We start from the raw sequence: 20,310 nt of genomic DNA, 5'->3' as shown, positions 1-20,310 counted from the left end.
CCCTGGTACAGGTTGAAGGGCCGAGCATACTACCGGCACCAACGCCTGTACCAGTGAAGGGATTTTCAGGATGCCGGGTGGACGGCGAAGCGTTGGCGGAACCAGTCGTTGAGCATGGCCTTTTCGGCATACAGGCGGTCGCTGCTGCTCGTGACCCGGCCCGGGCGGCTGAGGTACATCTTGTCGCTGACCCGTTCCTGCGCCTGCTGGTCGGGTTTGCCCGGTTGGCTGAGGGTGTAGCTGAGGTCGATGGTCGGCCAGGTGATTTCGCGCATGAAACGTACATCGTAGGTCTGGCTGTGCCAGGGCTCGAAACGCCCGGCCAGGTCGATGTCGCGAATGTCGATGACCAGTTGCTGGCCAGGTTGCAGGTAGCGTTGGCCAAGCTTCTGCAGGTACTGGGTCAAGGTTTTCATCACATAGGCGTCGGCGCCACGCTCGTACCCGTGGCTGTCGAGGCTGGCATCGCGGAATTTTTCCGGATGGTCGAAACGTACCTCGACCTGCGCGGCCGGGGCACCTTGTGCCATGCTGTCCAATGACAGCGCCATGAGCACGGCACACACGAGGGCGGTACGCATGATGCACCTCCGGGGCAGATTGCGTGTGCCTCCATTTTACCCCTGGCATGGCGCTACCAGCAGAGGAAGATTGTAATGGCACGGTTTCGGCGTCTGATTGCCAACCTGCGGGGGCGTGACCTGGCGGTGGGCGATATCCATGGTCACTTCCAGCGCCTGCAACAATGCCTGGATGGGGTGGGGTTCGATCCGGCCGTGGACCGCCTGTTCAGCGTGGGTGACCTGGTCGACCGTGGCCCGGACAGCGAGGCGGCGCTGGAATGGCTGGCGCAGCCCTGGTTCCATGCCGTGCAAGGTAATCATGAGGCCCTGGCAATCACCCGCGTACGCGGCGGGCCGCTTGATCTGGACATGTATCGCGCCGCCGGGGGTGGCTGGTTTCTTGACCTGCCGCGGGGCGAGCAGTTGCGTTTCGTGGAGCGCTTCGAGCAGTTGCCGATTGCGATAGAGGTTGAAAGTGCGGCGGGCCTGGTAGGCCTGCTGCATGCCGACAGTCCGTATGCCGATTGGGCAGTATTGAGGACCTGGCTGGAACTGGAGGACGACCCGCAAGTACGGGAAGTGTGCCAATGGTCGCGGCGGCGGTTGAAGGTAGGTGATACCGAGCCCGTGCAGGGCCTGCGTGCCTTGTTGGTGGGCCACACGCCGGTACTGGAGGCCAAGCTGCTGGGCAATGTCTGGCACTTGGATACCGGGGGTTGGGCCAGTGGCCATTTCACCTTGATGGACATGCGGACCCTGCAACTGGTCAGCCCCAGGCCAGGTGAAACAACAGTGCCGCAGCCAATAGCACCAGCATGACCCCGGAGGCCCGCTCCAGCCAAGGCAGGCAGCGGGCAAAGCGCCGCAGCACCAGCGGGTTGCCGATGGCCACGGCAACCAGCAGGTCCCACAGCAGCACGATGCTGAACATCCACAGGGCACAGGTTGCTTTCCAGGCAAAGCTGGCGCTGGCGACCATGCTGACCAGGCTGGCATAGAACAGCGCATTCTTGGGGTTGAGGATGCCGGACAGGAATCCCATGCCCAATCCCCGCCACCACCCTTGGGCGGTCTGCTTGCCAGCGACTGCGCCCAGGCTGGTTTGCCCGGCATGGCGCAGGAACAGGGTGCCGATGTACAGCAGGTAGCCGGCGCCGGCCAGTTGCAGGGCGGTGAACAGCAGGCTGCCTTCCTGCAGTACCGACAGGCCGGTGAAAGCCATGATGATGAACACGCCATTGGCCAGGGCGATACCCAGGCAGGCGCCGCTCGCGACGCGCCAGCCGGCGCTGACCGAGGTGCGTGCGACCAGGAAGAAGTCCGGGCCGGGAGAGAGCAGGGCGAGGAAGTGGGCGAGGGCGATGATCAGGAACTGTTGCATTGGGGTGAGGCTGCTCTGGAGGAAAACCTGACTCTGCCCCTCGGCGCTCATGCCGTATTGAACAATATTGCAGGCCTGACCAGCAGGCGCGGTCCCTGTAGGAGCGGCCTTGTGTCGCGTTGGGTGCGAAGCGGCCCCAGGTTTTCAGCTCCGCAGCACAGATTGCCGGGGCTGCTGCGCAGCCCTTTCGCGACACAAGGCCGCTCCTACACAGACCGCGCAGGCCTTCAGTCTCCCCGATACTGCCCCGGTGTCACCCCCACATGGGCCTTGAACACCCGCTGGAAATGGCTTTGGTCGGCAAATCCGAGCCGATAGGCCACCTCCGCCAGGGCCTGCCCTTCACCCAACAATTGCCGCCCACGGTTGACCCGGGCATTGAGCAGGTAGGCATGCGGCGTAAACCCGGTGGCCGCGCGAAATGCGCGAATCAACTGGTAGCGCCCAAGCCCGGCCTGCCGGGCCAGTACCGCCAGGCTCAACTGCGCCGGGTCCTGGCCTTCGATGTGGGCGATCAGCCCACTCAACGCGGTCGCCCCCAGGGCCGGTGCCGGTGCCAGCGGCGCGTGCCTGGCAAAGTCCAGGTCACCCAGAAAGGCAATCAGCGCCGCATCCTTCTCACCACTGCTGGCGTTGGAGAACAGCAGACTGTTCATTTCGCAGAACTGCCGATACACCTCCGGCACCTGGCAGATACGTGCCGGCTCGCCGGGCCCGGCACCCTCCAGCCCTGACTCCAGGTGCAGCTGTGCCAGCCAGTCGGCATCCACATGCAGCATCTGGTAGCTCCACGCCTGCCCGGGCTCGGGGTTGCAGGCATGTACCCGGCGGGCCGGGACCAGCACCAGAGTGCCAGGCGTCAGGCGTTGCTGGCCGTTGCCGGCACCGGTGAAATGACTGTAGCCGGTGTCCACCACACCGATGGAAAACGTCGGGTGGCTGTGGGGTTTGTAGCAGGCGCGGCTATGGCAGGCGCGGCGGCTTTCGACATGCGGCAGGGCCGGGTCGCGCCACAACGCGGCATGGGAACGGGGCATCACAGGGTCCTCGGTATGCGCGGCAGCTTATCAGGCGCCGCGCACCCATACAGTTTTTTCCGCTGGCTGTAACTTGACCGCAAGGCCCGCTACCCGCCGAAATAGACACCTGTTGCCAAAGGAAAACAATAATGGACCTCTCAAGCCTGCTGCTTTTCATCCCCGCCTGCTTCGCCCTGAACATGGCGCCGGGGCCGAACAACCTGCTGTCGCTGCACAATGCCAGCCGTTACGGCCTGCGCACGGCCTGCGTGGCCGGCGGCGGGCGTATCGTCGCCTTCAGCGGCATGATCGCCCTGGCGGCCATGGGCCTGGCAGTGGTGCTGCACACCAGCGAATACCTGTTCCTGGCCATCAAGGTGGTGGGGGCGGCGTACCTGTTCTATATCGCCTGGCAACTGTGGCGGGCACCGGTGGGCGATGCGGTGCTGGCAAGCGATCACCCACGCGGCACCTGGCGCCTGGCACGTCAGGAGTTCTGGGTGGCCGCTGGTAACCCGAAGGCAATCCTGATCTTCACCGCCTTCCTGCCGCAGTTCGTCTCGGTCGGCAGCGCCACCCCGGTGAGCGAGCAGTTCCTCTGGCTGGGTGTGTTGTTCCTTTTGCTGGAATGGGCCGCCATCGCCATCTACGCCGGCCTGGGGGCGTACCTGCAGCGCTGGTTCAGCCAGCCCGGCCCACGCCGGCTGTTCAACCGGGTCAGCGCCTCGTTGCTGGGCTGCGCCGGCCTCGGGCTGCTGGCTGCGCGGCGCTAGAACTGCCAGCGCACGCCCAGGTTCACGCCGCTGGCTTCCTGCTGGCGGCTGTCCAGGTTGGCGGTGTACTGCAAGCCGCCATGCAGGCTCAGCGCTTCGTTGACCTGCGCTACCACGCCGCTTTCAAGTTGCACCGAGGTATAGCGGTAATCGGTCTTGATCTTGTCGACGCCATCGAAGGTCAAGGTATCGCGGCCACCGTCGCCGTGCCACAGGTTGACTTGCGCATAGGGTTGCAACAGGCGGTCGGTGCTGCCTTTGAAGGCCCCCTCGAGCCGAACCCCCAGTCGGCCGGTCAGTTCGACCTGGGCGTCGTGGTTGATGTGCGAGACGCTATCGCTGGCGCTGTCGAGCGAGACTTTTTGCGCGATCAACTGAGCCTGCGGCTCCAGTACCCAGCGGTCGGACAGGGCGATGGGATAGCCGGACTCCAGTGAAGCGGTCCAGGCGTGGCCGTCGATGTTCAACTTGTCACCCCGGTCCGAACGCGCCCGGCCATCCAGGTGGGTGTACTGCAGCACGGCGTCGAGGTAGCCGCCTTGCGGTCCGACCAGCGTCCAGTAGGCGCCGACGCTGTCGCCATCAAGCTCCAGGTCACCGACGCTGCGGTTTTCCACGGCGAGGGCGAAGCCTTTGACGTCGGCGTCCAGGCGGCTATGGCTGACATAGATACCGACATGCTGGCGGTATCCGCTGTCGCCAACCTTGGCATACAGGTCCTGGCCCACCTTGAAACCGTACAGGTCGCCATCCAGGCTAGGGCTGACCGTGCCGCTCCATTGCTGACGTAGCGCACCGCCATAGGCCTGGCCCCAACTGGCGGGCAGGACGCCGTCACCCTGCAGCAGCTGCTGGTCGCCCTGACGCTGGTGGAAAGTGCCCAGTGCCTGGCGGGCGATGATCGCGGCGCCCCGTGGCGCTGCGGCATACACCGCAACTTCCGGGCGATACAGCGGCAGGCTTTCGCCTTGCACCGGTGCTGGCAGGTCGACCTGGCCGGGCGCCGGGGCCGCGACAGGCGGGGTAGCGGCGGGTGCGATCACCACAGGCTCGCCCGGTTGCGTTGGCTGTGTCGGCTCGCCCGGTTCCGGCGCAGGGGCCGGAGCGGGTGGTGCAACCAGGGTGGAGCGCAGGTACCAGCTGTTTTCACTGCCTGCAGTCACGCCGCCTTTGAACAACCGGTAGTCGTAGGCGCCGGCTGAAAGGGTCTGGGTCTGGACAAATGCGGTGGCCGTGCTGACCGCGCCGTCACGCGCTTCAACGACTTGAATGCCGTTCTGCGCAGTTATTGCACCGGCGCCATCGAGGTTGTTGATGAGCAACTGGGTAGAGCCGCCAATCGCACCACGGCTGACCACCAGGCGATCGGAGGCAGCGCCGTCGCCGGCCAGCACGCTGTTCAGGCGCAGGGTGCCGTTGTTGCCGGTGTAGTTGCCCTGGATGGTCAGGCGACCCTGAGCGTCGTTGCCACTGCTCAGGTCTATGGTGCCGGTGTTTATCACGGATGCCTTGCTGCCATTCTGGATACTGACGATGCTGCCGTGGCGACTTGTCAGTGTGCTGGTCGCGTCGATTTGCAGGGTACCGGTGCCCGTGGCTGCGGCTATCGGTGGCTGATCGGAGCCCAGGTCACCTAGGACCAAGCTGTCGTTCAGGGTCAACTGGCTGCCCTGGTTCAGGTTGATGGACTCCCAGTTGACATACAAGGCACCCTGACTGACCTTGGCTTGCTGGAACGTCAGGGTATCCCTGCCCGTACCGCCGTCCAACAGCACTGTTGAACTGCTCAAGTCGAGTGTGCTGACAGTGGCCGTGTCATTGTCGGCGCCCATGTCGACTTTCTTGCCGATCCCGCCCTTCGCCCACTTGAATTCATCGTTGCCCTGGCCGGCACGTATCTCGCCTTTCAGATCGACGCCTTCGATATTGATCTCGTCGTCGCCGCTACTGCTACTGAGATCGCCACCGATGATGCCGCCAGTCAGCTTGTACGTGTCTTTGCCAAGGCCGCTGACCACGTTGCCGACAACGATGGTTTTCACACCAAGGTTTTCGGACATCTCAAGGAAGTTGTCTGCCATTTTGAGGTTTATGCGGCCAATAGTGCCACCCTTGAACCGCGCCGTGTCACCATCTTCGAAGGCACCGGTGATGGTGCCACCGGTCATGACAAACTCGTCCATGGCTCCGCCTTGATTGAGTGACCCTAGCGTACCACCAGACATGTTGAACGTGTCTTGCCCCTCGCCTTGTTGCAACGACGTGACCTTGCCGCCGGTGATGGTGAAATGATCTGCAGCTGACGTCTGAACGATGGCGCCCAGGTCGTCGCCTGCTGCAACGGTCAGGGATTGGGCATGAGACAGCAAAGGCAAAGTGAGCAAAGGGAGTGCAGCAGGCAAAAGCAGGCGAGGGCAGCGCATAGACAAGTCTCCAAGTCCATTAGAAGGGCCACTGCCTGAGTTGTATGTTTTGTACGGTAAGGGGACAACTGGCAAAAGTGTCAGGTGGCCCGGGGCTATCAGTCGCGGTAGAACGTCTGCACCAGGTGATAACCGAACTTGCTCTTGATCGGCCCGTGCACCACGCGCAGGGGCTTCTTGAAGATCACCTGGTCGATGGCGCCGACCATCTGCCCGGGGCGGACCTCACCCAGGTCGCCGCCACGCTTTCCCGAAGGGCAGGTGGAGAACTTTTTTGCGAGCACGTCGAAAGCCTCGCCATTGGCGATGCGCTGCTTGAGCTTTTCGGCTTCGTCAGCGGTCTTGACCAGGATGTGGCGGGCTTGGGCTTTCATGGGGTACCTGTGCTTCGGGGGCGAAAAAGGTGGGCATTATGCCTCATAGTTTTGTGCTGAGGCGATTACGCGTCCTTGTAGGAGCGGCCTTGTGTCGCGATGGGGCGCGAAGCGGCCCCGGCAACTCGTGCTGCGAAGCTGAAAACCTGGGGCCGCTTCGCGCCCCATCGCGACACAAGGCCGCTCCTACAGGGACGGTGACAAGGGTCAGGTTTGCAACTCCTCCCGATCCCGGAACTGTTCCAGCGCCTCGGGGTTGGCCAGGGCGTCGGTGTTTTTCACCGGCAAGCCATGCACCACATTGCGAATCGCCAACTCCACCAGCTTGCCGCTGATGGTACGCGGGATGTCATCGACCTGGGCGATCACCGCCGGTACATGGCGGGGCGTGGTGTATTGGCGGATCACCTGGCGAATGTGCTGGCGCAGGGCCTCATCCAGCTGCAGGCCGTCACGCAGGCGAACGAACAGCACCACCCGCACGTCGCCTTGCCAGTCCTGGCCGATGGCCACGCTTTCCAGCACCTGCTCGACCTTTTCCACCTGCCGGTAGATCTCCGCCGTGCCAATGCGCACCCCACCGGGGTTGAGCACAGCATCGGAGCGGCCATGAATCACCAGCCCGCCATCAGCACGCTGTTCGGCATAATCGCCCTGGGCCCACACCCCCGGGAACTGGCTGAAGTAGGCATCGCGATAGCGGCTGCCGTCCGTATCCTTCCAGAACCCCAGCGGCATCGACGGGAAGTTGCGCGTGCACACCAGCTCGCCTTTATCGCCCTGCACCGGCTGGCCATGTTCGTTCCACACTTCCACCGCCATGCCCAGGCCCTTGCACTGGATCTCGCCACGGCGCACTGGCAGGGTCGGGTTGCCCAGCACGAAGCAGGAGACGATATCGGTGCCGCCGGACATCGACGCCAGGCACAGGTCGGCCTTGATCTTGCGGTACACGTAGTCGTAGCTGTGTGGCGACAGCGGCGAGCCGGTGGACAGCAGCAGGCGCAAGCGTTCCAGGCGGTGGCTTGCCGCAGGTTCGAGGCCCGCCTGCTCCAACGCCGCCAAGTACTTGGCGCTGGTACCGAAGGCCTGGATGCCCTCGGCGTCGATCAGGTCCAGCAGGCGCTCGGGGCCGGGATGGAACGGCGAGCCGTCGTACAGCACCAGCGTGGCGCCCACCGCCAGGCCGCTGGCCAGCCAGTTCCACATCATCCAGCCGCAGGTGGTGTAGTAGAACAGTACGTCATCGGCCTTCAGATCGTTGTGCAGGCCATGTTCCTTCAGGTGCTGCAACAACACGCCGCCAGCGCGGTGGACGATGCACTTGGGCACACCGGTGGTGCCGCTGGAATACAGGATGTACAGCGGGTGGTCGAAGGGCAGCGGGGTGAAGCGGGGCTCGCCGCCGGGCTGAAAGAACTCGTCCCACAGGCTGACGTTGGCGGCCTGGAATTCGTCGGCGCGCGTCCCGCTGCGGGTATGGGGCACCACGATCAGCCGTTGCAGCCCGGGCAGCTGCGCGCACACCTGATTGACCTTGTCCACCTGGTCGATGGCCTTGCCGGCGTACTGGTACCCGGCGCAGGCGATCAGCAGCTTGGGCTCGATCTGGCCGAAGCGGTCGATGATGCCGTGTACGCCAAACTCGGGCGAGGAGCTGGACCACACCGCACCGAGGCTGGTGCAGGCAAGCATGGCGACCAGTGTCTGCCAGGTATTGGGCATGAGCGCGGCTACCCGGTCGCCGGGGCCGATGCCGGCGGCCTTGAAGGCTGTTTGCAGGCCGGCCACCTGGGCCGCCAGCTGGGCATGGGTGAACAGCTGGCGTTGGCCGTCTTCGCGCACGGCGACCAGGGCCGGGCGGTCGTCGCGGCGGCGCAGCAGGTGTTCGGCGAAGTTGAGGGTGGCGTTGCTGAACCACTGGGCATCGGGCATCTGCGGCCCTTCGCTGAGCACCTGGCTCGGCGGGGTATGCCAGTGAACGTGGAAATAGTCGGCAAGGGTTTGCCAGAAGGCAGGGCGCTGCTCAATGCTCCAGCGGTGCAGCGCCTGGTAGTCGTCGAGTTGCAGGTTGTAGCGCAGGTTGACCCGGCGGCGGAAGGCATCCATCCGGCTGGCCTCGATCTGCGCCGTGGAGGGGCGCCAGAGCACATCGTTCATGCCGAACCTCCAGATGATCATTTGGATTCGAGGGCGCCTTCGCGGGCTCGCCCGCTCCCACAGGTACAGCGTAGATGTCCAGCCTGGTGATAGCCTGTGGGAGCGGGCGTGCCCGCGAAGAAGCCCCCTGACAGCAGGGGCTTGCGCGTTACTCTACTTTAGCCTTTTGCACGTCCTGCGACGCGGTCCAGACGCGGTAGCGCACTTCGACGTCCTTGGGCACATACACCACCACCGGCAGCTTGCTGTTGTAGCGCAGCATGAAGCCTTCACCGACCACTGGCACGAAGGCCTCGGTCTTCTTGCCATCGGGGCAGGCCATCAGCGTGCTGGCCGGGCCGCTGACCTTGTCCAGGCGGTAGTAGCTGTAGCCCCAGCCTTCCAGGGTACGTTCCTCCAGGCTGCCGCCCAGGCGCTGGCGATTGCAGTCCACCTTCAGGGTCTTGCCAGCGAGGATTTCCAGTTGATAGGCCGACTCATCAGCCTGGGCCGGCAGGTGGATGACCTGCCGGGTGAAGCCTTTTTCCGCCTCGGGGTAGGGCGCGACGTCCTTCAGGCTGGCTGCCATCGCGGGTGCGGCGGCAGCCAGGGTCAGGGCCAGGATCGCGGTCATCGGGGTTGGGCGCATAGGGCCTCCTTGCAGATAAACGAATGCAAGACCGTCGCCAGGCCCAGGCCGCCCGTCACTGGGCCAACCAGCCACCATCGACGTTCCAGGCGGCACCGCGAACCTGGCTACCGGCCTCGCTGCACAGGAATAGTACCAGCTCACCCAGGTGTTCGGGGGTGACGAAGGCCAACGATGGCTGTTTTTCTGCCAGCAGATCGTGCTGCGCTTGCAGCGGATCGCCACCGTTGGCAGCACGATCGTCGATCTGCTTCTGCACCAGCGGGGTCAACACCCAGCCGGGGCAGATGGCATTGCAGGTGACGTTGCTGGTGGCGGTTTCCAGGCCCACCACCTTGGTCAGGCCGACCACGCCGTGCTTGGCCGCCACATAGGCTGCCTTGCCGGTGGAGCCGACCAGGCCGTGCACCGAGGCGATGTTGATGATGCGCCCCCAGTTGCGCGCTCGCATGCCGGGCAGGGCCAGGCGCGTACCATGGAACACGGCCGACAGGTTGAGGGCGATGATCTTGTCCCAGCTTTCCAGCGGGAACTGCTCCACCGGCGCCACGTGCTGGATACCGGCGTTGTTGACCAGGATGTCGACACCGCCGAACTCGCGCGCGGCCAGGGCGAACAGCGCTTCGATCTGGGCCACGTCCGACAGGTCGGCCGGGTGATGGACTGCCTTTACCCCGTGCCGGGTGATCTCGGCCAGCGCCGGGGCAGGGTCGCCGAAGCCGTTGAGCACGATGTTGGCGCCTGCGCGGGCCAGCACCTGGGCAATGCCCAGGCCGATGCCGCTGGTGGAACCGGTGACGAGTGCGGTCTTGCCTTTGAGGGTCATGCAAAGCTCCTTAGACGATGCCGGTGGCGTAGAACGTGGCGATGACCACGAACACCGCCAGGGTCTTGATCAGAGTAATACCGAAAATGTCCTTGTAGGCCTCGCGGTGGGTCAGCCCGGTCACGGCCAGCAGGGTGATGACCGCACCGTTGTGCGGCAGGGTGTCCATGCCCCCGCTGGCCATGGCGGCCACCCGGTGCAGCACTTCGAGCGGGATGTTGGCGACATTGGCGGCGGCGATGAAGCTGTCGCCCATGGCCGCCAGGGCGATGCTCATGCCGCCCGAGGCAGAGCCGGTGATGCCGGCCAGCAAGGTCACGGTGATGGCTTCGTTGACCAGTGGGTTGGGGATGCCGCGCAGGGCATCGGCCAATACCAGGAAGCCCGGCAGCGAGGCGATCACCGCGCCAAAGCCGTATTCCGAGGCGGTGTTCATGGCCGCCAGCAAGGCGCCGCCCACGGCGCTTTTGGTGCCTTCGGCCAGGCGGGTGCGGATGGCGCCGATGGCACACACAAGCACCATCAGGATGCCCACCAGCAACGCCGCCTGCACCGCCCAGATGGCCGTGAGCTTGGCCACATCGCTTTGCACCGGCGCGCTCATGCCGGGCAGTTGCAGGCTGTGGCTGGGGCCGTACCACTGCGGGATCCAGTGGGTGAACAGCAGGTTCATCACCCCCACCAGCAGCAGTGGCGACAGGGCCAGCCAGGGGTTGGGCAGCGCCAGGTCGGCAGCGGTTTCCGGTTCGTTGCGCAAGTCGCTGCCATAGCCTTCACCGGCGCGCTGGGCCTTGTTGCGCTGGCGCTGCAGGTAGGCCATGCCGGTGCAGAACACGAACAGTGTGCCGATCAGGCCCAGCCAGGGCGCGGCCCAGGCGGTGGTGTTGAAGAAGGTGCTGGGGATGATGTTCTGGATCTGCGGGGTGCCGGGCAGGGCATCCATGGTGAACGAGAACGCGCCCAGGGCGATGGTTGCCGGGATCAGGCGCTTGGGGATATTGCTCTGGCGGAACATCTCGGCGGCGAACGGGTACACCGCGAACACCACCACGAACAGCGACACGCCGCCGTAGGTGAGCAGGGCGCAGACCAGCACGATCACCAGCATCGCCTGGCGGGTGCCGAGCACGCGGATGGCGGCGGCTACGATCGAGCGCGAGAAGCCGGACAGCTCGATCAGCTTGCCGAACACGGCCCCCAGCAGGAACACCGGGAAGTAGAGCTTGATGAAGCCGACCATTTTCTCCATGAACACCCCGGTGAATGCGGGGGCCACGGCAGACGGGTCGGTGAGCAGTACCGCACCGAGGGCGGCGATGGGGGCGAAGAGGATTACGCTGTAACCGCGGTAGGCAGCCAGCATCAGCAGGGCCAGAGCGGCAAGGGCGATGAGCACGGTCATCGGGGTGGGTCTCCTGGGTGAGTCTTGTTTTTATCGGTGAGCAGGAGAAAGCGGGAATCGTGCCAGTTTTTAACTCATTGATTTATATGGGTATTTTGTTTTCTACTGAATTTTTGTCTCTGTCTTGAGATTTTGGGGCCGCTTTGCGGCCCATCGCGACACAAGGCCGCTCCTACAAGTGCAGCGCGATCTCCTGTAGGAGCGGCCTTGTGTCGCGATCGAGGGCAAAACCCTCGCGGCAGTCTCAAAATGGAAACATAAGTCTCCAATCAGAGACCAAGCGCTACCATCTTCTTGTACAAGGTCGATCGCCCCAACCCTAACGCTGCCGCAGTCTCTGGCACATTTCCCTCATGCTCAGCCAACGCTTCGGCAATCAGGCTGCGTTCAAACTGCTCGCACGCTTCTCGGTAAGTCTGACGCCCGGGTTTCGCCACTGAGCTCAACGGCCCCAATGCCGCCCGTAGATCCGCCACCCCCAACCGCGGCTGATCCGCCAGCAGCGTGGCCCGCTCCAGCACATTGCGCAGCTCGCGAATGTTCCCCGGCCATGCATGCCGCGCCAATAGCTGCTGCGCTTCGGCCTCGAGCTCATACTGGCTGCCCAGTTCCCCCAGGATGGCCTCGCACAGCGCCGGCAGGTCCTCCAGCCGTTGCCGCAGTGGCGGCACCTCGATCGGCAGCACATTCAGTCGGTAATACAGGTCGGCGCGGAATGCCCCGCGGGCGATGGCGGCCTGCAGGTCGATGGAGGTGGCGGCAATGATGCGCACATCACTGCGCAGCATCTGGTTCGAGCCTACCGGCTCGTACTCCTTCTCCTGCAACACCCGCAGCAGCTTGCTCTGCAGGGCTAGCGGCATGTCGCCGATCTCGTCGAGGAACAGCGTGCCGCCTTCGGCCAGTTGCAGCTTGCCGCTGCGGCCCTTGCGATCGGCGCCGGTAAAGGCGCCGGGGGCGGTGCCGAAGAATTCGGCTTCCAGCAGTGTTTCGGGGATCGCCGCACTGTTGATGCTGACAAACGCCTTGTGCGCCCGCGCCGACGCCGCATGGATGGCATGGGCCAGCAGTTCCTTGCCGGTGCCGGTTTCGCCCAGCAGCAGCACCGGCGAATCACTGCTTGCGCCACGCCGGGCGCGGCGCTTGGCCTCCAGGCTGGCGGCGCTGCTGCCGACGAACTGGGCGAAGCTGTACTTGGCCTGGCGGGCGCGCAATTGCGAGCGGGTCGAGGCCAGTTCCTGCTGCATGCTGGAGTAGCGTTTGAGCAGCGGCGACAGGCTGCGCAACTCATCGAACAGGGCAAAGCCGATGGCGCCGATCAGCGCGCCCTGGTCGTCGTGGATGGGCAGGCGCATTACCACCAGCGGCTCGTTCGGGGTGTCGAGCATGTCCAGCAGGATTGGCCGGCCATTGCTCACCACCTCGCGCATCAGGCTGCCCGGGATCACCGCCTCGCATGGCTGGCCGATGGCACTGGCGGCGTCGGCCAGGCCAAAGCGCCGGGCGTAGCGCTCGTTCATCCAGACGATGCGCGCCTGGCGATCGACGATTACCGTGCCCTCGCTGGACTGCTCGATGATCTCGAACAACGAGCGGATCGCCAGTTGCCGTACCTGGGGGTAGTCCTTGAGGCTGTCGCTGTCGTGCATGGGTAGAAATCCTGAAATCTGTGTAAGCAGGGCCGGCCTCTTCGCGGGCTTGCCCGCTCCCACAGGGTCACCACAAATCCTGAGGACTGCGGGGTACCTGTGGGAGCGGGCAAGCCCGCGAAGAGGCCAGACCTGAAAACCTATCCCCTGGGGTCGAACGCCTCGCGCAAGGCATCCCCGATAAACACCAGCAGCGACAGGATCACCGCCAGCGCAAAGAACGCGGTAAAGCCCAGCCACGGCGCCTCCAGGTGCTGTTTGCCCTGGGTTACCAGCTCTCCCAGCGAAGCACTCCCGGCCGGCATGCCGAAACCAAGAAAATCCAGCGCAGTCAGGGTGGTGATCGCCCCGGTCAGCATGAACGGCACATAGGTCAGCGTTGCGTTCATGGCATTGGGCAGGATGTGCCGCAGCATCACCTGGCTGTCTGGCAACCCCAGCGCCCTTGCGGCCTTCACGTACTCCAGGTTGCGACCGCGCAGGAACTCGGCGCGCACCACATCGACCAGGGTCAGCCAGGAGAACAGCGCCATGATCCCCAGCAGCCACCAGAAGTCCGGCTCGACGAACCCGCTGAGGATGATCAGCAGGTACAGCACCGGCAACCCCGACCACACCTCCAGCAGGCGCTGGCCGACCAGGTCGACCCAGCCGCCGTGGTAGCCCTGCAGGGCACCGGCCGCCACCCCGATCAGCACGCTGACCACGGTCAGGGCGAAGGCGAACAGCAAGGATACCCGGGTGCCATACAGCACCCGGGCCAGCACGTCGCGGCCCTGGTCGTCGGTACCCAGCCAGTTGCTCGCGCTCGGCGGGCTGGGGGTGGGTACCTGCAGGTCGTAGTTGGGGGTATCGGCGCTGAACGGGATGGGGGCGAACAGCATCCAGCCACCTTGCTGCTCGATCAGCTGGCGTACATAGGCGCTGCGGTAGTCTGGCTGGAACGGCAGCTGGCCGCCGAACTGCTGCTCGGTGTAGCGCTTTAGCGCCGGCACGTACAGGTCGCCCTTGTAGCCCAGCAGCAGCGGTTTGTCGTTGGCCACCAGCTCGGCACACAGGCTCAGCAGCAGAAGGGCGGCGAACAGCCACAACGAAACCCAGCCGAGGCGGTTGCGGCGAAAGCGTTGCAGGCGACGACGCGAGATCGGTGAAAGCATCAGCGCGCCCTCGTGTCGAAGTCGATACGCGGGTCGAGCAGCGTGTACGACAGGTCACCGATCAAGCGGATCAGCAGGCCCGCCAGGGTGAAGATGAACAGCGTGCCGAACACCACCGGGTAATCCCGCGACACGGCCGCTTCGTAACTCATGCGGCCCAGGCCATCGAGCGAGAAGATCACCTCGATCAGCAACGAGCCGGCGAAGAACACCGTGATCAACGCCTGCGGCAACCCGGCCACCACCAGCAGCATGGCATTGCGCAGCACGTGGCCATACAGCACCCGGCGTTCGCTCAGGCCCTTGGCGCGGGCAGTAACCACGTATTGCCGGGAAATCTCGTCGAGGAAGGCGTTTTTGGTCAGCAGCGTCAGGGTGGCGAAGCCGCCGATCACCAGGGCGCCGACCGGCAGCACCAGGTGCCAGAAGTAGTCGGCGACCTTGCCCAGCAGGCTGAGCTCATCGAAGTTGTCCGAGACCAGGCCGCGCACCGGGAACCAGCTGAGCGAGGTGCCGCCGGCGAACAGCACGATCAGCAACAGGGCGAACAGGAACGAGGGCAGGGCATAGCCGACCACGATCAGTGCACTGCTCCAGGCATCGAAGCGGCTGCCGTGGCGCACTGCCTTGCGGATGCCCAGCGGGATCGACACCAGGTAGGTGATCAGCGTGGCCCAGAAGCCCAGCGACAGGGTGACCGGCAACTTGTCGAGGATCAGGTCGGTGACCTTGGCGCCGCGGAAGAAGCTGTTGCCGAAGTCCAGCCGGGCGTATTGGCCCAGCATCAACCACAGGCGCTCGGGGGCGGACTTGTCGAAGCCGTACTGGCGCTTGATCTCCTCGATCAGTTTCGGGTCCAGGCCACGGGTGGCCCGTGACTCGCCGTGCACCACCTCGGCCCGGGCACCGGGAGCGCCGCCGCCGATGCCCTGCAGGCGTGCCACCGCCTGCTCCACCGGGCCACCCGGCGCGGCCTGGACAATGGCAAAGTTGACCAGCAGGATCGCCAGCAGGGTCGGGATGATCAGCAACAGGCGGCGCAGGATGTAGGTGGTCATGGCGAGGATTTCCGGCGTTCGGCCATTTGCGCGTTGGTCAGCGCGGTGGGGCTGACTTCCCACCAGGTGTCCAGGCCTTCGTCATAGGCAGCCTGGACCTTGGGCAGGCCGAAGCGGTTCCACCAGGCAGTGGAACTGCCCGGTGGGTAGTAGTTGGGGATCCAGTAGTAGTTCCATTGCAGCACCCGGTCCAGGGCATGGGCGTGGTGCAGCATGTCGGCCTGGGTGTCGGCGCGCACCAGGCCGTCGATCAGGCGGTCCACGGCAGGGTCCTGCAGCACCATCAGGTTGCTCGACCCAGGGTCGTGGGCCGCTGCCGAGCCAAAATAGTTGTACAGCTCGGCGCCGGGCGACAGGGTGACCGGGTAGCCGGTGACGATCATGTCGTAGTCACGTGCCATCAGGCGGTTGACGTACTGGGCCGAATCGACGTTGCGGATGTCCAGGGTCACGCCAATCTGTGCCAGGTTGCGCTTCCACGGCAGCAGCAGGCGCTCCATGCCTGCCTGGCCGTTGAGGAAGGTGAACGCCAGCGGCGTGCCCTGGCTGTTCACCAGGCGGTCGCCTTCGGGGCGCCAGCCGGCTTGTTCGAGCAGCGCCAGTGCCTGCAGCTGCTGCTTGCGAATAATCCCCGAACCATCGGTGACCGGGGCGGTGAACACGGTGCTGAAGACTTCGTCCGGCACCTTGCCGCGCAACGGTTCGAGCAGTTTCAACTCGCCGGCATCCGGTAGTTGGCGGGCGGCCAACGGGGTATTGGAGAACACGCTCTGCTGGCGGATGTACATGTTGCGCATCATCTGCCGGTTGCTCCACTCGTAGTCCCACAGCATGCCCAGCGCCTGGCGCACGCGACGGTCCTTGAACTGCGGCCGGTCGAGGTTGAACACGAAGCCTTGGGCAACCTGCGGTTTGGCCGGGCCCAGGTGGGCGCGCTGCAGGCGGCCGTCGTCCAGTTGCGCGCCGTTGTAGCCCAGGGTATAGGCGGTGGCGGAGAATTCGCGGTTGTAGTCGTAGCCGCCGCCTTTGAGCACCTGCCGCGCCACTTCGGTATCACCGAAGTACTCGATGCGCAGCTTGGCGAAATTGTAGCGGCCACGGCTGACCGGCAGATCGCGCGCCCACCAGTTGGCGTCGCGCTCGAAGGTGATGCTGCGGCCGTTGTCGATGCGCCCGATACGGTACGGCCCGCTGCCGACCGGCTTGTCGAAGCCGGCGCCGTTGGCAAAATCGCGCTGCTGCCAGTCGTGTTCGGGCAGTACCGGCAGGCTGGCGAGGTCCAGCGGCAGGGTGCGGCCGTGGTCGGGCTTGAAGTCGAAGCGCACGCTGTGCGGGCTTTCCACGATGACGGCGGCAACATCGGCGAACTGGGTGCGGTACTTGAGGCTGCCCTTGCTCATCAGCAGCTCGAAGGTAAAGCGTACGTCCTCGGCGCGCACCGGCTTGCCATCGGCGAAGGTGGCGCGCGGGTCGATTTCGAACCGCAGCCAGGCATCCTCCGGGCCGCGCTCCATGCGCCGGGCGATCAGACCGTAGACGGTGTAGGGTTCATCGAACGAGCGCACGGCCAATGGCGCGTACAGCAGGCCATCGACCTCGCTGACACCGATGCCTTTGTCGATGTACGGCAGGATATGGTCGAACTGGCCAATCTCGATGGCCGAGCGGCGCAGGATGCCGCCTTTGGGGGCGTCGGGGTTGACGTAGTCGAAATGCTGGAAGCTGGCGTTGTAGCGGGGGGCTTCGCCGTAGACGGTGAGGGCGTGGGTGGAGGCGGCGTGGGCCATCAAGCTCATGCACGCAAACACAAGCCCCCAAAGTACTTGTGGGAGCGGGCGTGCCCGCGAATGCGTCAGATCAGACAATGAGATTGCCTGGTCTGGCCTATTCGCGGGCATGCCCGCTCCCACAGGGGATTTCATCGGCTGCGAGGACTTAGTCCTGGCGGCTGGTCACTTCCAGCAGGTGGTAGCCGAACTGGGTCTTCACCGGGCCTTGCACGGTATTGATCGGGGCGCTGAACACCACGGTGTCGAACTCCTTGACCATCTGGCCCGGGCCGAACGAGCCCAGGTCACCGCCCTGGCGGCTGGACGGGCAGGTGGAGTTGGCTTTGGCGATTTCAGCGAAGTCGGCGCCTGCTTCGATCTGGGCTTTCAGTTCGTTGCATTTATCGATGCTGCTGACCAGGATGTGGCGGGCGGTTGCACGGGCCATGGGTACTGCTCCTTGGGGTAAAAAAGGCAAGCCTAGCGCACTTGTCCGGGGTATGTCTCGCCAGGCTTGCGTCTCGCTACCTAGAGTTTTTGTGCCGCCTCGCGCAACAGGGTTTCGGTCGAGGCCCAGCCCAGGCAACCGTCGGTGATCGACACGCCGTATTTCAGCGCGCCCTTGCCCAGCGCCTGGCAGCCGTCGAACAGGTGCCCCTCGATCATCACGCCGACGATCGAACGGTCGCCGGCCAGGCGCTGCTCCAGCACATCGTTGAAAACCGCCGGCTGGCGCGCCGGGTCCTTGCCGCTGTTGGCATGGCTGCAATCGACCATGATCCGCGCCTGCAGCCCGGCCTTGGCCAGCGCCTGGCGGGCCATGGCGATGCTGTTGGCGTCAAAGTTCGGGCCTTTGTGGCCGCCGCGCAGCACCAGGTGGGTGTCCGCGTTGCCCAAGGTCTCGATGATGGCCGGGTAGCCCTGCGCATCCATGCCGAAGTGGCGGTGCGGGTGGGCGGCGCTGCGCATGGCGTCGCTGGCGATGGCGATGCCGCCGTCGGTGCCGTTCTTGAAGCCGACCGGCAGCTCCAGGCCACTGACCATTTCGCGGTGGATCTGCGACTCGGTGGTGCGCGCGCCAATCGCGGCCCAGGCCAGAAGGTCATCGAAGTAGCCGGCGGCCATTGGCTGCAGCAGTTCGGTGGCAACCGGCAGGCCGCGTTCGATCATGTTCAGCATCAGCCCGCGGGACAGGGCGATGCCGGCGTGCATGTCGTCGCTGCCATCGAGGTGCGGGTCGTAGGCCAGGCCTTTCCAGCCGACCGTGGTGCGGGGTTTTTCGACGTAGGCGCGCATCACCAAAAGCAGCTTGTCGTCGACTTCGCGGCTGAGGGCGGCCAGGCGGTCGGCGTATTCCAGGGCCGAGCGAGGGTCGTGGATCGAGCACGGGCCAACGATCACCAGCAGGCGCTGGTCGCGGCCTTCGAGGATGTCGCGGATGGCCTGGCGGTGGGCATGGACTTGCTGGGTAAGTTCGCTGGACAGCGGCATTTGCTGTTTGAGCAGGTGCGGGCTGGGCAGGCGCTGGCTGACGGTGGTGTTGGCCGCTTGCGGCTGGGTCAGGGCGAGGCTGGAAGCTTGCATGGCGTTTTTTCCCTGGGCGGACGGCGGGTTCTGGCCCGCGTGGTCGGCCCTATCGAGGTGTTCGACAGATCGTTGAATTCGTATTGGCTGCTGCATTGCCACCTGTGGAAGACCGAACGGAGGCGGCAGGCTGGCCCGAACGGGATTGGCTAAATCGCCAGGCGTAGGTGTTTGCGTAGTAATAAGTGGCGTAGTTCATGAATCTGTCCTCAATGTGAATCGGTGTTGTTCAAAGGCCTGAAAAGCAAAACCCCCGGTCGGGGAGCCGACCGGGGGTTTGAGTATTCTCATGTTCGGCGGCCCCTCGAAGGTGGGCGCCGTGTGGGTATCGGCGCCTAGTGGCTAAACCAATACCCAAAGTAATAGCTGGCAGGTGCCACGCAGCCGGCAACGGCCAGCACAGGGCGCAGGCTGCGACCGGTGTGGTTGGCGTGGTTGCGGGTGTGTTTCGGCATGTTGCTCTCCAGTGAATGAGCCCGAGCTTACTTCAGTTCGGCCGGGCCATTCAATGGATAAATGCTATGGGGGTGATCAATTGTTTTTGTACCGCACGGTTCAATGGCCATAGCGCCCGACCAGGCTCTGCGCCCCTAGCGCGTGGCCTTGCAGCAGTTGCAGTAGGCCGCTGCGGTCCAGGCCTTCGGGCAGGGTGCCCAATGGCAGGTCGGTGGCGATCAGCGTCAGCGCGTAGTGGTGCGGGTTGTCGCCGGCGGGTGGGCAGGGGCCGCGGTAGCTGAGCGTGCCCCGCGAGTTGCGCCCCACGGTCACGCCTTGCCCGGTCAGCCCGGCGACGCCTTCCTTCAGCCCATCCTGGGCCGGGTCGATGTTGTAGGCGATCCAGTGGACCACGCCAATGCCCTTGCCGCCGTCCGGGTCGAACATGATCAGGGCCAGCGACTGGGTGCCTGCGGGAAGGTTGTCCCAGCTCAGTTGCGGGGTGCGCTCTTCGCCGGCACCGCAGGCCGGGTCCGGGCCAACCTGTTGCAAGGCGATCACGCCGCCATCGGTGAAAGACGATGAACTGATCGACAGCGCGCCCTGGCCACCAGCGACGGCCAGGGCGCTGCAAGGCAGCAGGGCGGCGAGCAGCCAGGGTTTGAGGTTCATGGTGAATCCTTGGCAGGGCGTTCCGGCGCAGTGTAGCCCAGGCCGGCCTCAATGGCTGTCCTGGTCCTCGGCGGTGCCACCCGAGTGCCCGGCGCCGGAGCCGGTGGCTTCGCCGGTGCTGTTGGAGCCACCAGCGGCGCCGTCGGCGGCATCGCTGTTGCTGCCGGTGTCGCTGCTGTCGTTGGCTTTGCTGCTGCCTGGGCTGTTGACGCTGCTGTCTTCACCGGCGGTCTTGCCACCGTGCTGGTCGGTTTGCGGGCGGCTGTCGGTGTCTGTGTCGGTGGCGGCGAAGCTGGTGCCAGTGACGCTGGCAAGGGCAAGGGCAAGGCACAGTGAGAGTGGGCGAATGCGGATCATGGAACGTCTCCTTTGCGGATGATCTGTCATTCGTTGGGCTGGGGGCGGGGAGTGGGGTGCCGTCTGGGCGACGGATGGTC

At 64.8% G+C, this 20,310-nt stretch carries 19 protein-coding genes; 2 read left to right on the top strand and 17 right to left on the bottom strand.

What is annotated here, in order from left to right:
- Window positions 1-65: 65 nt before the first annotated feature.
- The gene (locus tag C163_RS13410; RefSeq protein WP_025339244.1) at window positions 66-581 is read right to left on the bottom strand and encodes a DUF3016 domain-containing protein; all 516 of its coding nucleotides are present in this window, start codon (window positions 579-581) and stop codon (window positions 66-68) included.
- 75 nt (window positions 582-656) lie between these two features.
- On the opposite strand from C163_RS13410, the gene C163_RS13405 reads away from it, so the two are divergent.
- Entirely contained in the window at window positions 657-1,382 is a 726-nt protein-coding gene (locus C163_RS13405) for a metallophosphoesterase (protein WP_025339243.1), read from the top strand.
- On the opposite strand, the gene C163_RS13400 is transcribed toward C163_RS13405, so the two are convergent.
- Both C163_RS13400 and C163_RS13395 read right to left on the bottom strand, forming a co-directional pair.
- Window positions 1,330-1,944, bottom strand: coding sequence for a LysE family translocator (locus C163_RS13400; protein WP_025339242.1), 615 nt, complete (start codon window positions 1,942-1,944; stop codon window positions 1,330-1,332). The genes C163_RS13405 and C163_RS13400 overlap by 53 nt on opposite strands.
- A gap of 227 nt (window positions 1,945-2,171) precedes the next feature.
- Window positions 2,172-2,981: an AraC family transcriptional regulator gene (locus tag C163_RS13395; RefSeq protein WP_025339241.1), complete on the bottom strand. Its 810-nt coding sequence runs from the start codon at window positions 2,979-2,981 to the stop codon at window positions 2,172-2,174.
- Window positions 2,982-3,112: 131 nt separating this feature from the next.
- On the opposite strand from C163_RS13395, the gene C163_RS13390 reads away from it, so the two are divergent.
- Window positions 3,113-3,736, top strand: a complete 624-nt coding sequence (locus C163_RS13390) for a LysE family translocator (RefSeq protein ID WP_025339240.1) — start codon at window positions 3,113-3,115, stop codon at window positions 3,734-3,736.
- On the opposite strand, the gene C163_RS13385 is transcribed toward C163_RS13390, so the two are convergent.
- From C163_RS13385 to C163_RS13320, 14 genes are all read right to left on the bottom strand, one after another.
- A complete protein-coding gene (locus C163_RS13385; RefSeq protein WP_025339239.1) occupies window positions 3,733-6,159 on the bottom strand; it encodes an autotransporter outer membrane beta-barrel domain-containing protein in 2,427 nt (808 codons plus the stop codon). The genes C163_RS13390 and C163_RS13385 overlap by 4 nt on opposite strands.
- A 98-nt stretch (window positions 6,160-6,257) precedes the next feature.
- Window positions 6,258-6,533, bottom strand: coding sequence for a peptidylprolyl isomerase (locus C163_RS13380; RefSeq protein WP_009686637.1), 276 nt, complete (start codon window positions 6,531-6,533; stop codon window positions 6,258-6,260).
- Between the two features lie 207 nt (window positions 6,534-6,740).
- Window positions 6,741-8,693 (bottom strand): acetoacetate--CoA ligase, encoded by a 1,953-nt coding sequence (locus tag C163_RS13375; protein ID WP_025339238.1) that lies wholly within the window; start codon window positions 8,691-8,693, stop codon window positions 6,741-6,743.
- 148 nt (window positions 8,694-8,841) lie between these two features.
- Window positions 8,842-9,321, bottom strand: a complete 480-nt coding sequence (eco, locus tag C163_RS13370; RefSeq protein ID WP_015270251.1) for a serine protease inhibitor ecotin — start codon at window positions 9,319-9,321, stop codon at window positions 8,842-8,844.
- 55 nt (window positions 9,322-9,376) lie between these two features.
- The gene (gene hbdH / locus C163_RS13365) at window positions 9,377-10,147 is read right to left on the bottom strand and encodes a 3-hydroxybutyrate dehydrogenase (RefSeq protein WP_025339237.1); all 771 of its coding nucleotides are present in this window, start codon (window positions 10,145-10,147) and stop codon (window positions 9,377-9,379) included.
- A gap of 10 nt (window positions 10,148-10,157) precedes the next feature.
- Window positions 10,158-11,549, bottom strand: coding sequence for a GntP family permease (locus tag C163_RS13360; RefSeq protein ID WP_025339236.1), 1,392 nt, complete (start codon window positions 11,547-11,549; stop codon window positions 10,158-10,160).
- A gap of 269 nt (window positions 11,550-11,818) precedes the next feature.
- Window positions 11,819-13,198, bottom strand: coding sequence for a sigma-54-dependent Fis family transcriptional regulator (locus C163_RS13355; protein WP_025339235.1), 1,380 nt, complete (start codon window positions 13,196-13,198; stop codon window positions 11,819-11,821).
- A 140-nt stretch (window positions 13,199-13,338) separates the two neighbouring features.
- A complete protein-coding gene (locus C163_RS13350; RefSeq protein WP_025339234.1) occupies window positions 13,339-14,355 on the bottom strand; it encodes an ABC transporter permease in 1,017 nt (338 codons plus the stop codon).
- Entirely contained in the window at window positions 14,355-15,413 is a 1,059-nt protein-coding gene (locus C163_RS13345) for a microcin C ABC transporter permease YejB (protein ID WP_025339233.1), read from the bottom strand. Before C163_RS13345 ends, C163_RS13350 begins: the two co-directional genes overlap by 1 nt.
- Window positions 15,410-17,335, bottom strand: coding sequence for an extracellular solute-binding protein (locus C163_RS13340; protein ID WP_025339232.1), 1,926 nt, complete (start codon window positions 17,333-17,335; stop codon window positions 15,410-15,412). Before C163_RS13340 ends, C163_RS13345 begins: the two co-directional genes overlap by 4 nt.
- 13 nt (window positions 17,336-17,348) lie before the next feature.
- Window positions 17,349-17,630: a peptidylprolyl isomerase gene (locus tag C163_RS13335; RefSeq protein ID WP_015270259.1), complete on the bottom strand. Its 282-nt coding sequence runs from the start codon at window positions 17,628-17,630 to the stop codon at window positions 17,349-17,351.
- A gap of 80 nt (window positions 17,631-17,710) precedes the next feature.
- Complete coding sequence (locus C163_RS13330) at window positions 17,711-18,766, bottom strand: 3-deoxy-7-phosphoheptulonate synthase (RefSeq protein ID WP_025339231.1); 1,056 nt, start codon at window positions 18,764-18,766, stop codon at window positions 17,711-17,713.
- 555 nt (window positions 18,767-19,321) lie between these two features.
- Window positions 19,322-19,873: a YbhB/YbcL family Raf kinase inhibitor-like protein gene (locus C163_RS13325; RefSeq protein ID WP_025339230.1), complete on the bottom strand. Its 552-nt coding sequence runs from the start codon at window positions 19,871-19,873 to the stop codon at window positions 19,322-19,324.
- A gap of 48 nt (window positions 19,874-19,921) precedes the next feature.
- On the bottom strand, window positions 19,922-20,230 hold the full coding sequence (locus C163_RS13320) for a hypothetical protein (protein WP_025339229.1): 309 nt from the start codon (window positions 20,228-20,230) through the stop codon (window positions 19,922-19,924).
- Window positions 20,231-20,310 lie beyond the last annotated feature (80 nt).

Origin of the sequence: Pseudomonas sp. FGI182 (genome assembly GCF_000511325.1) — a bacterium.
GTDB classification, from domain to species: Bacteria; Pseudomonadota; Gammaproteobacteria; order Pseudomonadales; family Pseudomonadaceae; genus Aquipseudomonas; species Aquipseudomonas putida_Z.
The sequence above is the reverse complement of the archived record's forward strand: the minus strand, read 5'-3'. Positions and strand labels throughout refer to the sequence as shown.